General features: G+C 41.7%; 16 protein-coding genes, 1 tRNA gene and 1 riboswitch. Of the genes, 13 read left to right on the top strand and 4 right to left on the bottom strand.

What is annotated here, in order from left to right:
• The first annotated feature begins 15 nt into the window (after nt 1-15).
• The 3 genes from srtG1 (at nt 16) to hemH (ending at nt 3135) form a co-directional block, all read left to right on the top strand.
• A complete protein-coding gene (gene srtG1, locus KZX55_RS01620; RefSeq protein ID WP_348982744.1) occupies nt 16-1017 on the top strand; it encodes a PI-2 pilus system class B sortase SrtG1 in 1002 nt (333 codons plus the stop codon).
• Nucleotides 1018-1090: 73 nt separating this feature from the next.
• Nucleotides 1091-1963 carry a class B sortase gene (gene srtB, locus KZX55_RS01615; RefSeq protein WP_248023179.1) on the top strand — a complete coding sequence of 291 codons (873 nt, stop codon included), beginning with the start codon at nt 1091-1093 and terminating at the stop codon, nt 1961-1963.
• Between the two features lie 77 nt (nt 1964-2040).
• Nucleotides 2041-3135 (top strand): ferrochelatase, encoded by a 1095-nt coding sequence (gene hemH, locus KZX55_RS01610; RefSeq protein ID WP_248023178.1) that lies wholly within the window; start codon nt 2041-2043, stop codon nt 3133-3135.
• A gap of 40 nt (nt 3136-3175) precedes the next feature.
• Here hemH and mscL read toward each other — a convergent pair whose 3' ends face one another.
• Both mscL and KZX55_RS01600 read right to left on the bottom strand, forming a co-directional pair.
• Entirely contained in the window at nt 3176-3556 is a 381-nt protein-coding gene (mscL, locus tag KZX55_RS01605) for a large conductance mechanosensitive channel protein MscL (RefSeq protein WP_033584199.1), read from the bottom strand.
• A 79-nt stretch (nt 3557-3635) separates the two neighbouring features.
• Nucleotides 3636-4073 carry a GtrA family protein gene (locus KZX55_RS01600; RefSeq protein WP_248023173.1) on the bottom strand — a complete coding sequence of 146 codons (438 nt, stop codon included), beginning with the start codon at nt 4071-4073 and terminating at the stop codon, nt 3636-3638.
• 28 nt (nt 4074-4101) lie between these two features.
• Nucleotides 4102-4198, top strand: a riboswitch (PreQ1 riboswitch).
• Here KZX55_RS01600 and KZX55_RS01595 point away from each other — a divergent pair.
• From KZX55_RS01595 to dapA, 4 genes are all read left to right on the top strand, one after another.
• Entirely contained in the window at nt 4196-4705 is a 510-nt protein-coding gene (locus KZX55_RS01595) for a QueT transporter family protein (RefSeq protein ID WP_057489075.1), read from the top strand. Its footprint overlaps the riboswitch before it by 3 nt.
• A gap of 105 nt (nt 4706-4810) precedes the next feature.
• Nucleotides 4811-4883: transfer RNA gene (locus KZX55_RS01590), tRNA-Thr, on the top strand.
• 390 nt (nt 4884-5273) lie between these two features.
• A complete protein-coding gene (locus KZX55_RS01585; protein ID WP_248023171.1) occupies nt 5274-6350 on the top strand; it encodes an aspartate-semialdehyde dehydrogenase in 1077 nt (358 codons plus the stop codon).
• 56 nt (nt 6351-6406) lie between these two features.
• On the top strand, nt 6407-7342 hold the full coding sequence (gene dapA, locus KZX55_RS01580; protein WP_007521849.1) for a 4-hydroxy-tetrahydrodipicolinate synthase: 936 nt from the start codon (nt 6407-6409) through the stop codon (nt 7340-7342).
• Nucleotides 7343-7386: 44 nt separating this feature from the next.
• Here dapA and mnmE read toward each other — a convergent pair whose 3' ends face one another.
• A complete protein-coding gene (gene mnmE, locus KZX55_RS01575; protein ID WP_248023168.1) occupies nt 7387-8760 on the bottom strand; it encodes a tRNA uridine-5-carboxymethylaminomethyl(34) synthesis GTPase MnmE in 1374 nt (457 codons plus the stop codon).
• Nucleotides 8761-8894: 134 nt separating this feature from the next.
• On the bottom strand, nt 8895-9077 hold the full coding sequence (locus tag KZX55_RS01570; RefSeq protein ID WP_001117401.1) for a 4-oxalocrotonate tautomerase: 183 nt from the start codon (nt 9075-9077) through the stop codon (nt 8895-8897).
• A 122-nt stretch (nt 9078-9199) separates the two neighbouring features.
• Between KZX55_RS01570 and KZX55_RS01565 the strand changes: the two genes are divergently transcribed.
• Genes KZX55_RS01565 through glyA form a run of 6 tightly spaced genes read left to right on the top strand, consistent with a single transcriptional unit; the run spans nt 9200 to nt 14028 of the window.
• Complete coding sequence (locus tag KZX55_RS01565) at nt 9200-9790, top strand: thymidine kinase (RefSeq protein WP_000068129.1); 591 nt, start codon at nt 9200-9202, stop codon at nt 9788-9790.
• Entirely contained in the window at nt 9787-10866 is a 1080-nt protein-coding gene (prfA, locus tag KZX55_RS01560; RefSeq protein WP_001028815.1) for a peptide chain release factor 1, read from the top strand. Before KZX55_RS01565 ends, prfA begins: the two co-directional genes overlap by 4 nt.
• Complete coding sequence (gene prmC, locus KZX55_RS01555; RefSeq protein ID WP_248023166.1) at nt 10866-11702, top strand: peptide chain release factor N(5)-glutamine methyltransferase; 837 nt, start codon at nt 10866-10868, stop codon at nt 11700-11702. The genes prfA and prmC overlap by 1 nt, the downstream gene beginning before the upstream one ends.
• Entirely contained in the window at nt 11686-12288 is a 603-nt protein-coding gene (locus tag KZX55_RS01550) for an L-threonylcarbamoyladenylate synthase (protein WP_248023164.1), read from the top strand. The genes prmC and KZX55_RS01550 overlap by 17 nt, the downstream gene beginning before the upstream one ends.
• A 1-nt stretch (nt 12289) precedes the next feature.
• Nucleotides 12290-12721: a GNAT family N-acetyltransferase gene (locus tag KZX55_RS01545; RefSeq protein WP_248023162.1), complete on the top strand. Its 432-nt coding sequence runs from the start codon at nt 12290-12292 to the stop codon at nt 12719-12721.
• Nucleotides 12722-12771: 50 nt separating this feature from the next.
• Complete coding sequence (gene glyA, locus KZX55_RS01540; RefSeq protein ID WP_248023161.1) at nt 12772-14028, top strand: serine hydroxymethyltransferase; 1257 nt, start codon at nt 12772-12774, stop codon at nt 14026-14028.

Below are 14028 nucleotides of genomic sequence, written 5' to 3'. Positions count from 1 at the left end.
GTTGGGGGATAGACGATGAAAACCAAGCGTGAGAAACCTAAAAAGAGTCTGTCTAGGCGTCTCGTTCTTGCTGTGGATGGGACGATCAATCACTTGTTGCTCATTTTTGCAGCTTTGATCTTTCTCTTTGGTTTCTATGCCCTTTGGGATTCCAACCAAGTCTACTCTTTGGCTTCGTCAAGTGAGTACGAAGCTTATCGACCTGTTACGACGCAACAGGATGAGCTGGCTAGCTTTTCAGGCTTCAGCAAACTCCAAGAACTCAATCCCGAAGTCCTCGGTTGGATCAATGTCTATGGTACCAATATCGACTATCCCTTAGTCCAAGCCAAGGACAATGAAAAGTATCTCAACAAGGACTCCAAAGGTGAGTTTGCAGCGACAGGCGCTATTTTTCTCGATGCACGAAATAATCCCAAGTTCGAAGACTTTAATACCATTATCTACGGGCACCACGTAGAAAACGGGGTCATGTTTGGTGATGTGGCTAAGTTTGCTGATCAGGAATTTTTTGACCAGCATCGTTACGGTAGTATATACTACAATGGTGTGGAAAAAGGGCTCGAGATCTTTGAGATGTTGGAGGTCGATGCCTATGACTTTAACATCTATGATCCAGGAATACAGGGTGAGGACCGTCAGCAGGCCTATCTAGATCACTTGCTCTCAGTAGCCATGCATAAGCGGGATATCTCGCTCTCGCCAAGTGATCGTATCATCCTACTCAGCACCTGTTTTCTCGATGTGACTAATGGTCGTCATATCGTGGTCGCAAAGATTACAGACACCGTCCCTAAAAATACTTTCCATACAAAAAAATCAAAACCATTCCCATACAGTGTCTTTGATGACTCGTCTCTTGGACGTTTCCTCTCATCAATCCCACTATGGATTTGGTACCTTATCTTGTTTGTATTGTTCTTGCTCTTGATTTTCTTACTCCTTGTCCTCTACTTGATCCTACGTCGTAGAAGAGAGAGTAAAAAAATGCAAGAAGCAGACCCTTTTACTGACTAAGGGTGAATAGAAAAGAGGCGGTTTTGTCCCGCCTCCTTTCCTTTTAAGAAATCTCGCATAGAAAGGAGAGCTGATGACGGTTCAAAAAAGAGCGCGATTTAAAAACGTGTTTCTGGTATTCTTCTGTGTTTTTGTAGCTCTTTTTAGTTGGCAGAGAGTGGAAGCGAGTGACTATGATCACTATAATCCTATTGAAAAGGATGCTTCGAGCACAGCATTTGAAACCCTGCAACAGCTTAATCATGATGTTTGCGGTTGGATTAGCCTTGATGGGACCAAGGTAGACTATCCCCTCTTGCAGAGTCAGGATAATGTCAAATACCTTGACCGCAATGCCTTTGGCGATTATACGATTACGGGATCAATCTTTCTTGACTATCGCTTTAATCCCAACTTTACTGATTTTAATACCATCATCTACGGTCACTCTATGGCTTCAGGAGCTATGTTCGGCGAGATTAAGAAATTTGCTGATAAGGAATTCTTCGACCAGCATCGCTATGGTTCTATCTACTACAATGGTCGAGAACGTGGTCTTGAGATTTTTGGGATTTTAGAAGTGGATGCCTATGATACGGAAATTTACCGAACCTTGAGTCCTAACGATGAGGAACACCAGGCCTATTATCAGTATCTGCTGAGTAAAGCTAAGTACAAGCGAGATGTTTCCTTGACTTCAACGGACAAGATTGTTTTATTAAGCACCTGTTTTCTTAATATTACCAACGGCCGCCATATTCTTTTAGCAAAAATAACGGATGCACCAGTAAAAGCAGCACAGGATAAAAGTGGAGAAAGCGTAGGAACACGTTATTTTGACCAAGGGATTCCAACGCATTGGATTTATATCCTAACCTTACTCCTTCTTATCATTGTCATTTTGCTTCTAATAGTTATTATTCTAATCATAAGACGAGATAGAAATACAAAAGAACAAAAGAAATAGTAGACGTCGGAAGCGTTTACTATTTTTGTTTTTCATGATAGAATGGATGGTGAAAATAATATCATAAGGATGATAATATGAAAAAAGCCCTGTTAATGATGACCTTTGGATCTCCAGAGGAGATTAGTTTTGAAGGAGTATCAGAATTTTTTACAAACATTCGTCGTGGAGTTAGACCCCAAGACCACGAGATCCAGACCCTCTATGACAACTACGTCCTTATCGGTGGGACGCCTTTGCAGCGGATTACACGTGAGGAGGTCAATTTAGTCAAGGAACGATTAGGGGAGGAGTACGGTATCTATTTTGCCAACAAATTTTCTCGTCCCTTTATTCCAGATGTGATCAAACAGATGGAAACTGATGGTGTCGAAGAATGTATCTGTTTGATTTTGGAACCTCATTATTCCTTTTACTCAGTCATGGGATATGAAAAGTTTCTGGAAAGTCAGCAGATACGATTTTTAGTCATTAAGGACTGGTATCAACAACAGGCTTTGCTGGACTTCTGGACAGATGAGATTAGAAAAATTTTACGAAACCATGTGGGAGAAGAATCTTTCAAGGTAATCTTTTCAGCTCACAGTGTTCCCATTTTTGCCTTGGATTTTGGAGATCCTTATATCGACCAGATTTTCGATAATAGCAAGCTCATTGCTGAACAACTCGGCCTAATGACAGACCAGTATACCAATACTTGGCAGAGCGAAAGCGATATTGGAATCCCTTGGATCAAGCCAGATGTCTTAGAATATTTACGAGAACAAAAGCAACATCCAGAACATTATATTTTTGTCCCGATAAGTTTTATCAGTGAGCATATCGAAGTCTTGTTCGATAATGATGTGGAATGTTATGATTTGTGTCAAGAATTAGGTGTCACCTACCATCGTCCACCTATGCCAAATACTGATGGCCGTTTAATTGACGCTTTAGTTGCTACTGTAAGAGTCAATGAAGACAAAGAATTTAAAGCTTTTCTCCCAGAAGAAGAAACCTTTGATGAGTTAGCGCCTTCGGCAACTACCAAGGACATCATGGAGGAGACAGACGACCTTCAGATGCCAGAATTTGTCAAAAAACTCATTGAGAAAAAAGGCCGTGAAAATGTGAAGATGCCTTACTTGATTAAAAAAATGCTAGAAAAGGCTGGTAAGTTGCCGAAAGACTAAAGAAAAAGGATTTAGCATGAAGCTAGATCCTTTATTTGTCTTATTTTTTTTCAAGAAGAGCTTTGATTTCTTGAAGGACTTCAAGTTCAGTTGGAGCAGCAGGTGCTTCCTCAACCACTTCCTCTTTCTTACGAAGGTTTTGCGCTTTTTCCATAGCTTTAATAACGAAGAAAAGCACAGTACCTACAACGAGAAAGTTGATAATAGCACTCAAGAATTTACCATATGTAACACCATTCCATGCAAGCTCAGCGATGTTTTGTACTTTCGCAGCTTCCAAGGCTGGATTCAAGATAAGTGGAGTGATGATATCGTTAACGAGTGAAGTCACGATAGCACCAAAAGCAGAGGCGATGATTACACCGACAGCAAGGTCAACGACATTACCACGAAGCAAGAACTCTTTAAGATCCTTTAACATTTTCATAAATTCCTTTCCTAATTTTCTAACTTATTATATCCTAAATAGTGACAAAAGGCAACCTGGATGCTTAAGGAGATCAGTTGCTCCTTTTAAAAATATAGATTTTACTGAAAATATAATTAAGCACAATAATCAAGATTTGTGCTAGAATGGTTTCAACCACATTAACCCTGTCTATATTATATTCGACAAACTGACCAATAAGATCAGGAAAGGTTGTAACGAAGATATAAGTTAAAAGAACGTCAAGTCCAAGTGTAGAGAGACGAGCTAAGAAAAACTTAGCCAAGCGAGTTGGCCAATTCCTTCTTTCTTGTTTAAAGACGATTGTATCATTTGTAAAAAAGGCAAAGAGAATCCCGATAAGATTTGCGAGTACGGTTGCCAGGATTTCCTGGTGGCTGATGTGGTAAATAAGTAAACGCGATACAATAGAAACCAAAGTAGTAGCAGCACCGAAAAATAGGTAGGAGAGGATTTCGTTATCGAAGAATGCCTTTATTATTCTTTTCATGGTTTTAGTATAGCATAAAGTCCTATATTGTGCTATACTGGTAAGGTTGATAGTCTCAACCCTTGGTGCTTAGCTTCTTTCACCAAGCATATTTTACGCGGGAAACCGCTAAAGGAGAAAACATGAAAAAATTAACTGTTCGTGATATGGCAGATATCGCTATTGTCGCTGCTATTTATGTGGTTTTGACCATTACCCCACCGCTGAATGCCATTAGCTATGGTGCCTACCAGTTCCGTATTTCAGAGATGATGAATTTTTTAGCCTTTTACAATCCAAAATATATCATCGGTGTGACGATTGGTTGTATGATTGCAAATTTCTTTAGCTTTGGTCTAATAGATGTCTTTGTCGGTGGAAGTTCTACTCTAGTTTTCCTAAGTCTAGGTGTATGGCTTTTTAGCAAGTACAAGAAAGACTACCTGTTTAATGGTTTGATTCGAAAAGATCATTTCTTCTTTTCAATTCTCTTCTCTATTTCAATGATTACCATTGCAGCAGAACTCTATATTGTTGCAGAAGCTCCATTCTTCTTTACATGGTTCTCTACGGGGATTGGTGAGTTTGCATCACTCATCGTAGGTGCTATTTTAATCGGAAAATTAGGACGCCGAATTGATCTAACAAGATAAGAAGTTTATAAGCTAGATTCTTGCTAAATCTAGCTTTTTTCATTCCATAAAATTAAAAGAGAGCGCTTGACAAGAACTAGGAACTATAGTATACTTTTTAGGTAAGCTGATTTAGCTCAGTTGGCAGAGCGCATCCATGGTAAGGATGAGGTCGCCGGTTCAATCCCGGCAATTAGCATGATAGAGACGAAAAAAACCTGATTTACAAGGGTTTTTGTTATGTCTGCCCCAAATTTTTCAAAGATATTTCTTATGCACCTGTATAAATGAAGCAAAGAGTTTTGTCTGTTGACAAAAGTGACTCTATCTAGTAGAATAGTAGGTGCGATGAGTCGATAGGTAGTCTTCGGACTACTATTGAGCATAAGGAGGTCATAACGCAGGAGCGGACCTTGATGAGTTGTGTGAACCTGCTCATCACATGAAGATGCCTCTTAGTCCCTGGTCGAATGGCTAGGGATTTTTAATTTTCAGAAAATATAGTCTAAAAATACTTTTCAATTTCTGTAAAAAGTAGTATAATACATCTATTATAGAAATTTTTAGAAAATTCCGAAAGAGGTTATTTATGGGATATACAGTTGCTGTAGTCGGCGCGACAGGTGCTGTCGGAGCTCAGATGATAAAAATGTTGGAAGAATCAACACTTCCAATTGATAAAATCCGTTTACTTGCTTCTGCACGTTCAGCAGGCAAGACTTTGAAATTTAAAGACCAAGATATTACGATTGAAGAAACGACTGAGACAGCTTTTGGGGGTGTTGATATTGCACTCTTCTCAGCAGGTGGTTCGACATCAGCTAAGTATGCACCATACGCAGTTCAAGCTGGTGCGGTAGTAGTGGATAATACATCTTATTTCCGTCAAAACCTAGATGTACCCTTGGTTGTGCCAGAAGTAAATGCTCACGCACTTGATGCCCACAATGGGATTATTGCTTGCCCTAACTGTTCAACAATTCAAATGATGGTGGCGCTTGAGCCAGTTCGTCAAAAATGGGGCTTGGATCGTATCATTGTTTCAACTTACCAAGCAGTTTCAGGTGCTGGTATGGGAGCAATTCTTGAGACACAACGTGAACTTCGTGAAGTTTTGAATGATGGGGTGAAACCACGTGATTTGCATGCGGAAATCTTACCTTCAGGTGGTGACAAGAAACACTATCCTATCGCCTTCAACGCTCTTCCACAAATCGATGTCTTCACTGACAATGATTACACTTACGAAGAGATGAAGATGACTAAGGAAACTAAGAAAATCATGGAAGATGATAGCATCTCAGTATCTGCAACATGTGTGCGTATTCCAGTCTTGTCAGCTCACTCTGAGTCAGTTTATATTGAAACAAAAGAAGTGGCTCCAATCGAAGAAGTCAAAGCAGCCATCGCAGCCTTTCCAGGTGCTGTTCTTGAGGATGACGTAGCGCACCAAATCTATCCTCAAGCCGTCAATGCAGTGGGTTCGCGTGATACTTTTGTTGGTCGTATCCGTAAGGATTTGGATGCTGAAAAAGGAATCCACATGTGGGTTGTTTCAGATAACCTTCTCAAAGGTGCTGCCTGGAACTCAGTTCAGATTGCAGAAACGCTTCACGAACGTGGATTGGTTCGTCCAACAGCTGAGTTGAAATTTGAATTAAAATAGTCATATCGTTTAGGAGTTCAGATGAACTCCTTCTTTGAAATAGAGAGGTGTTTCTCATGTCTTATCAAGATTTAAAAGAGTGTAAAATCATCACGGCCTTTATTACCCCTTTCCATGAGGATGGTTCCATTAACTTTGATGCTATCCCAGCCTTGATCGAGCATTTATTGGCCCATCATACAGATGGAATTCTTCTAGCTGGAACGACTGCTGAGAGTCCAACTTTGACCCACGATGAGGAGTTGGAACTCTTTGCGGCTGTACAAAAGATTGTCAATGGGCGCGTTCCTTTGATTGCGGGTGTAGGTACCAATGATACCCGAGACTCGATCGAGTTTGTCAAAGAAGTAGCAGACTTTGGTGGTTTTGCAGCTGGGCTTGCTATTGTGCCTTACTATAATAAACCTTCTCAAGAAGGCATGTACCAGCACTTTAAGGCCATTGCAGATGCTTCTGACCTACCAATTATTATCTATAACATTCCAGGCCGTGTGGTTGTCGAATTAACTCCTGAGACCATGCTTCGTTTGGCTGACCATCCTAATATCATCGGTGTTAAAGAATGTACCAGCTTGGCAAATATGGCTTACTTGATCGAGCATAAGCCAGAGGAATTCTTGATTTATACAGGTGAGGACGGAGATGCCTTCCATGCTATGAACTTGGGTGCAGATGGTGTGATCTCTGTTGCCTCTCATACAAATGGGGATGAAATGCATGAGATGTTTACTGCCATTGCAGAAAGCGATATGAAGAAAGCTGCAGCTATTCAGCGTCAGTTCATTCCTAAGGTCAACGCCCTCTTCTCTTATCCAAGCCCTGCTCCAGTTAAGGCTGTTCTCAACTACATGGGATTTGAAGCTGGACCAACTCGTCTACCTCTTGTTCCAGCGCCAGAAGAAGATGCCAAACGCATTATCAAAGTCGTCGTAGATGGCGACTACGAAGCAACTAAGGCAACTGTAACAGGTGTCTTAAGACCAGATTACTAATAACGACAATAAAATCCATGACCGCAAGAACGATCATGGATTTCTTATTTTCCTAAACAGAATTGGCTAAAGAGTTGGGTAATGAGTTCATCTGGAGCCGCATCACCCGTGATTTCTCCAAGGATTTCCCAAGTACGGGTCAAGTCAACTTGAAGCAAATCAACTGGCATCCCCAGTTCAAGACCTTCATTAACAGCTTGCAAGCTTTCAACAGCCTTTTCAATCAAGGAAATGTGACGGGCATTTGACAAGTAAGTAGCATCTTGCTCAACCAAACCAGCATTTTCAAAGAAGAGGTCATTAATACGCTCTTCAATCTTATCGATATTTTGGTTTTTAAGAACTGAAATACGGATGACATCTTCAGGGAGTTCTGAAGTTTCAATTGCTTCAGGAAGATCAGTTTTGTTAAGCAGAATAATGCGATTAGTATCTTGGCTGATTTCTAAGAGTTGGCGATCTTGGGCGGTTAGTGATTCACTAGCATTTAGGACTAGTAGTACCAAGTCAGCTTCCTTGAGGGCTTTTCTCGAACGCTCGACACCGATTTGCTCCACGATATCATCTGTTTCCCGGATACCAGCTGTATCAATCAATTTGAGAGGGACACCATTGATGTTGACGTATTCTTCGATGACATCACGGGTGGTACCAGCGATGTCAGTTACGATAGCCTTGTCTTCACGTAAGAGGTTGTTGAGGAGGCTGGATTTCCCAACGTTGGGGCGTCCGATGATAGCAGTTGAAATTCCCTCACGAAGAATTTTACCGCGGCGGGCTGTCCTAAGGAGATTAGTTAGTAATTGTTCAAACTCCATGGTCTTCTCTCGGACAACTGCAGTAGTAGCTTCCTCAACATCGTCATACTCAGGATAATCGATATTGACCTCGACTTGGGCAAGAGTATTGAGGATTTCTTGGCGGGTATTGTTAATCAGGTCAGAAAGGGAACCGTCTAATTGCTTAACTGCAATGTTCATGGCCTTGTCAGTCTTGGCACGGATGATATCCATTACCGCCTCAGCCTGTGTTAAGTCCACACGACCGTTTAGAAAGGCACGCTTGGTAAATTCACCCGGTTCAGCCAATCGAGCTCCTTCACGGATAGCTAGCTGGAGAATTTCATTGGTTACCGCAATCCCGCCGTGGGTGTTAATCTCGATAATGTCCTCTCGAGTGAAGGTCTTTGGAGACTTCATGGCCCCAACCATAACCTCGTCCATGACTTTACCAGTTTGAGGGTCAACGATGTGACCATAGTTCAGCGTGTGGCTCGCAACCTGACTCAAGTCTTTTCCTTTAAAAATCTTTTGCGCAATGGCAAAACTGTCTGTTCCGCTCAGGCGGACAATACCAATAGCCCCTTCACCTAGTGGAGTAGAGATGGCAGCGATGGTATCAAATTCACGTGTAATCATACTAATTCCTTTTGTATTTCTTTTCTTAGGATATGTATCCAAGCATCTCTTCAAATTGTAACAAATTTAGGTTATTTCTTCAATGGATGCTACTTGGAGATTGAAAAAGCCTAAGCAATTCTGCTTAAGCTAGCTTATTTGGTGCGCATTTCCCCTTGAGGGAAGTAAGTCCCTTCTGGCATGTCGTTGATGATGACATGAACGGCTGATTGAGGTGCTCCAGTGTTACGGACAACAGCTTCCGTTACTTCCTTAGCAAGAGCTTTCTTTTGCTCGAGCGTGCGTCCTTCAAATAAATCGATGCGTACAAATGGCATAATAGCTTCCTCCACTAGTTTTTGATTTCTTCTATTTTACCACATTTTGCCGTTTAAAGCTTCAGAAAATTATGATATACTAGAATGTAGCAAAAATTTAGAAATGGACGTGAATTAGAAGCATGGCACAGTTGTATTATCGTTATGGGACCATGAACTCTGGTAAGACGATTGAGATTCTCAAGGTGGCCTATAACTACGAGGAGCAAGGAAAGGGAGTTGTGATTATGACTTCTGCTCTGGATACGCGTGACGGTGTTGGCTATGTATCTAGTCGAATCGGTATGAAACGCCCAGCCATTGCGATTGAGGAAACGACGGATATCTTTGGTTATATCCGAGACTTACCTGAGAAACCATACTGTGTGCTAGTCGATGAGGCCCAGTTTCTCAAGCGTCACCATGTTTACGACCTAGCTCGTGTTGTGGACGAGCTAGACATACCTGTCATGGCTTTTGGTTTGAAGAATGACTTTCGCAATGAATTGTTCGAAGGTTCAAAATACCTCTTGCTCTTAGCAGACAAGATTGAAGAAATCAAGACTATCTGTCAGTACTGTAAGAAAAAGGCGACTATGGTGTTGCGTACGCAAGATGGTGTGCCAGTCTATGATGGCGAACAAATTCAGATCGGTGGAAATGAAACCTATATCTCAGTCTGCCGAAAACATTATTTTGCGCCTGAAATCAATAAGGAGAATGAAGAAAAATGAACATCTATGATCAACTACAAGCTGTAGAAGACCGTTATGAAGAATTAGGAGAATTGCTCAGTGACCCAGATGTAGTGTCTGACACCAAACGTTTCATGGAGCTTTCAAAAGAAGAAGCTTCAACTCGTGATACGGTAACAGCCTACCGTGAGTACAAACAAGTCCTTCAAAACATCGTTGACGCCGAAGAGATGATTAAGGAATCAGGTGGAGATGCGGACTTGGAGGAAATGGCCAAGCAAGAACTCAAAGATGCCAAGGCTGAAAAAGAAGAATACGAAGAAAAACTCAAAATCTTGCTCCTTCCAAAGGATCCAAACGATGATAAGAACATCATCCTTGAAATCCGTGGAGCAGCCGGTGGGGACGAAGCAGCACTTTTCGCTGGAGATTTGTTAACTATGTACCAAAAGTATGCGGAAGCCCAAGGTTGGCGCTTTGAAGTCATGGAAGCCTCTATGAACGGTGTCGGTGGTTTCAAAGAAGTAGTGGCCATGGTTTCAGGGCAATCCGTTTACTCTAAACTCAAGTATGAGTCTGGTGCTCACCGTGTGCAACGTGTCCCTGTGACAGAAAGCCAAGGCCGTGTCCATACATCAACTGCCACAGTTCTTGTCATGCCTGAAGTGGAAGAAGTAGAATACGATATTGATCCAAAAGACCTTCGTGTTGATATCTACCACGCATCAGGTGCTGGTGGACAGAACGTCAATAAGGTTGCGACTGCCGTTCGTATCGTTCACTTGCCAACCAATATCAAGGTTGAGATGCAGGAAGAACGTACCCAGCAGAAAAACCGTGAGAAGGCCATGAAAATCATCCGTGCCCGTGTTGCTGACCATTTTGCTCAGATTGCTCAAGATGAACAAGACGCTGAACGTAAGTCTACTATCGGTACTGGTGACCGTTCTGAACGTATCCGTACTTACAATTTCCCACAAAACCGTGTCACAGACCACCGTATTGGCTTGACTCTCCAAAAACTAGATACCATTTTGTCTGGTAAATTGGATGAAGTTGTGGATGCCTTGGTTCTTTATGACCAAACACAAAAATTAGAAGAATTAAACAAATAATGAAATTAGCTCAATTATTTTCAGATTTTGAAGAAGAGTTGATAAGACAAGGAGAGGAAGCAGAAAGCCTCTCTTTTGTCTATCGTAGCTTAAAAAATCTCTCTTTTACGGACTTTGTCTTTGCTCTTCAACAAGAGGTAACAGAGGAAGAAAAACAATTTGTAGAAGAAATTTACCAGCAGTTAGTGGCTCACAAACCAGCTCAGTATATCATTGGTCACGCAGATTTCTTTGGAATGCAGTTAAAAGTGGATGAGCGGGTTTTGATTCCTCGTCCTGAGACAGAGGAGTTGGTTGAGCTTATCCTTGCTGAAAATCCTGAGGAAAGTCTTAAGATTCTAGATATCGGGACTGGAAGTGGTGCCATAGCCCTTGGATTAGCTAAAAACAGACCAGATTGGTCAGTGACAGCAGCAGATATTTCCCAAGACGCCTTAGAGCTTGCATCAGAGAATGCTAGAAATCAAAATCTTAATATATTTTTTAAAAAATCTGATTGTTTTGCAGAAATTTCTGAAAAATATGATATAATTGTATCCAATCCACCCTATATCTCTCGTGAAGATGAGTCAGAGGTCGGTTTGAATGTTTTGCATTCGGAACCTTATATAGCTCTCTTTGCAGATGAGGATGGCCTAGCTATTTATCGCAGAATTGCGGAAGATGCAAAAGACTATCTCAAAGATGGTGGTAAGATTTACCTTGAAATTGGATATAAGCAAGGTCAAAGTGTTCCTGCGCTTTTTAGGAAACATCTTCCTGAAAAACGAGTACGAACACTCAAGGACCAATTTGGTCAAGATAGGATGGTTGTAGTTGATGATGGACAGGATTAGACAAGAGTTGGAAAAGGGCGGAGCAGTCGTTTTACCTACCGAGACAGTTTATGGTCTCTTTGCCAAAGCTCTAGACGAAAAAGCTGTCGACCATGTTTACCAACTCAAACGTCGTCCTAGAGATAAGGCACTCAATCTTAATGTCGCTTCTCTAGAGGACATCTTGCACTTTTCAAAGAATCAGCCAACTTATCTACAAAAGCTTGTAGAGGCCTTTTTACCGGGTCCCTTGACCATTATCCTCGAAGCCAATGACCGAGTTCCCTATTGGGTCAACTCTGGTCTTGCAACTGTCGGATTTCGGATGCCGAGTCACCCCATTACACTTGATTTGATTCGAGAGACAGGTCCTTTGATTGGGCCGTCTGCCAATATCTCGGGTCAGGCGAGTGGAGTGACCTTTGCTCAAATTCTAGAGGATTTTGACCAAGAGGTTTTGGGGCTGGAGGATGACGCTTTTCTAACTGGACAGGATTCGACTATTTTGGATTTGTCTGGAGACGAGGTGAAAATCTTACGCCAAGGGGCGATTAAGCGAGAAGATATTCTTGCTCGGTTGCCAGAGATTTCTTTTGAGGAGGAATGAGATGCTAAGAGATTTGCAAGAAACAGATGTGAATGCTATATGTGAGATTAACCAAGAGGCTTTGGGCTATTCTTTTAGTCCAGAGGACACAGCTAGTCAACTAGCTAGATTATCTCAGGATTCCCATCATTTCCTACTTGGCTATGAGGATGAGGTCAGCCATGTCCTACTTGGATATGTCCATGCTGAAGTTTATGAATCCCTCTATTCCAAAGCAGGCTTTAATATCTTAGGCTTAGCGGTTTCGCCTCAAGCACAAGGACGAGGTGTCGGTAAAAGCTTACTGCAAGGGTTGGATCAAGAAGCAAAAAGACGGGGCTATGAGTTTATCCGCTTAAACTCTGCTGATCATCGTCTGGGAGCTCATGCATTTTATGAAAAAGTTGGTTATACTTGTGATAAAGTGCAGAAACGGTTTATTCGCATCTTTTAGTTTTTTTTTCTTACACTAAAGGACCTGTCACACTATAAAGGAGAAGACCTATGATTTTTGACAAAGATGATTTTAAAGCATACGATGCTGATCTCTGGAATGCTATTGCCAAAGAAGAAGAACGCCAACAAAACAATATCGAGTTGATTGCTTCGGAAAACGTGGTTTCCAAGGCTGTTATGGCAGCTCAAGGGTCTATCTTGACAAACAAATATGCCGAGGGTTACCCAGGACGTCGTTATTATGGTGGAACCGATGTAGTAGACGTGGTAGAAACTCTAGCTATTGAACGTGCAAAAGAAATTTTCGGTGCTAAATTCGCCAATGTCCAACCTCACTCAGGAAGCCAAGCCAACTGTGCAGCATATATGGCTTTGATTGAGCCTGGTGACACTGTAATGGGAATGGATTTGGCAGCAGGTGGACACTTGACCCACGGAGCTCCAGTTAGCTTCTCTGGTCAAACCTACAACTTTGTTTCTTATAGTGTGAATCCTGAAACGGAACTTTTGGACTTTGATGCTATCTTGAAACAAGCCCAAGAAGTAAAACCAAAATTAATTGTAGCTGGTGCTTCAGCCTATTCTCAAATTATCGACTTCTCAAAATTCCGTGAAATCGCAGATGCTGTTGGGGCTAAGCTTATGGTAGATATGGCCCATATCGCTGGTTTGGTGGCAGCCGGACTTCACCCAAGCCCAGTGCCATACGCTCATATCACTACAACAACGACCCACAAAACTCTTCGTGGACCTCGTGGTGGCTTGATTTTGACCAATGACGAAGAACTTGCTAAGAAAATCAACTCAGCTATTTTCCCTGGTATTCAAGGTGGTCCTTTGGAGCATGTTGTCGCTGCTAAGGCGGTTTCATTCAAAGAAGTTTTGGATCCAGCCTTCAAGGAATATGCTGCTAATGTCATCAAAAACAGCAAGGCTATGGTTGAAGTCTTCTTGCAAGATCCTGATTTCCGTATCATCTCAGGTGGTACTGAAAATCACCTCTTCCTTGTTGATGTGACTAAGGTTGTAGAAAACGGAAAAGTTGCTCAAAACTTTTTAGATGAAGTTAATATTACCCTAAATAAAAACTCAATCCCATACGAAACCTTGTCACCATTCAAGACAAGTGGGATTCGTATCGGATCTGCAGCCATCACTGCACGTGGATTTGGTGAAGAAGAAAGCCGTAAAGTGGCTGAACTCATCATTAAAACCCTTAAGAATGCAGAAAATGAAGCTGTCTTAGAAGAAGTGAGAAGTGAAGTAAAAGCGTTGACAGATGCCTTCCCATTATACGAGGACTAA

The organism is Streptococcus halitosis (genome assembly GCF_023147855.1).
Taxonomy (GTDB): Bacteria; Bacillota; Bacilli; order Lactobacillales; family Streptococcaceae; genus Streptococcus; species Streptococcus halitosis_B.
The sequence above is the reverse complement of the archived record's forward strand: the minus strand, read 5'-3'. Positions and strand labels throughout refer to the sequence as shown.

Excerpts from the sequence above, each read along its gene's own strand:
- srtG1 (WP_348982744.1), top strand. The coding sequence starts at position 16 with ATGAAAACCAAGCGTGAGAAACCTAAAAAGAGTCTGTCTAGGCGTCTC.
- srtB (WP_248023179.1), top strand. The coding sequence starts at position 1,091 with ATGACGGTTCAAAAAAGAGCGCGATTTAAAAACGTGTTTCTGGTATTC.
- hemH (WP_248023178.1), top strand. The coding sequence starts at position 2,041 with ATGAAAAAAGCCCTGTTAATGATGACCTTTGGATCTCCAGAGGAGATT.
- mscL (WP_033584199.1), bottom strand. The coding sequence starts at position 3,556 with ATGTTAAAGGATCTTAAAGAGTTCTTGCTTCGTGGTAATGTCGTTGAC.
- KZX55_RS01600 (WP_248023173.1), bottom strand. The coding sequence starts at position 4,073 with ATGAAAAGAATAATAAAGGCATTCTTCGATAACGAAATCCTCTCCTAC.
- KZX55_RS01595 (WP_057489075.1), top strand. The coding sequence starts at position 4,196 with ATGAAAAAATTAACTGTTCGTGATATGGCAGATATCGCTATTGTCGCT.
- KZX55_RS01585 (WP_248023171.1), top strand. The coding sequence starts at position 5,274 with ATGGGATATACAGTTGCTGTAGTCGGCGCGACAGGTGCTGTCGGAGCT.
- dapA (WP_007521849.1), top strand. The coding sequence starts at position 6,407 with ATGTCTTATCAAGATTTAAAAGAGTGTAAAATCATCACGGCCTTTATT.
- mnmE (WP_248023168.1), bottom strand. The coding sequence starts at position 8,760 with ATGATTACACGTGAATTTGATACCATCGCTGCCATCTCTACTCCACTA.
- KZX55_RS01570 (WP_001117401.1), bottom strand. The coding sequence starts at position 9,077 with ATGCCATTTGTACGCATCGATTTATTTGAAGGACGCACGCTCGAGCAA.
- KZX55_RS01565 (WP_000068129.1), top strand. The coding sequence starts at position 9,200 with ATGGCACAGTTGTATTATCGTTATGGGACCATGAACTCTGGTAAGACG.
- prfA (WP_001028815.1), top strand. The coding sequence starts at position 9,787 with ATGAACATCTATGATCAACTACAAGCTGTAGAAGACCGTTATGAAGAA.
- prmC (WP_248023166.1), top strand. The coding sequence starts at position 10,866 with ATGAAATTAGCTCAATTATTTTCAGATTTTGAAGAAGAGTTGATAAGA.
- KZX55_RS01550 (WP_248023164.1), top strand. The coding sequence starts at position 11,686 with ATGATGGACAGGATTAGACAAGAGTTGGAAAAGGGCGGAGCAGTCGTT.
- KZX55_RS01545 (WP_248023162.1), top strand. The coding sequence starts at position 12,290 with ATGCTAAGAGATTTGCAAGAAACAGATGTGAATGCTATATGTGAGATT.
- glyA (WP_248023161.1), top strand. The coding sequence starts at position 12,772 with ATGATTTTTGACAAAGATGATTTTAAAGCATACGATGCTGATCTCTGG.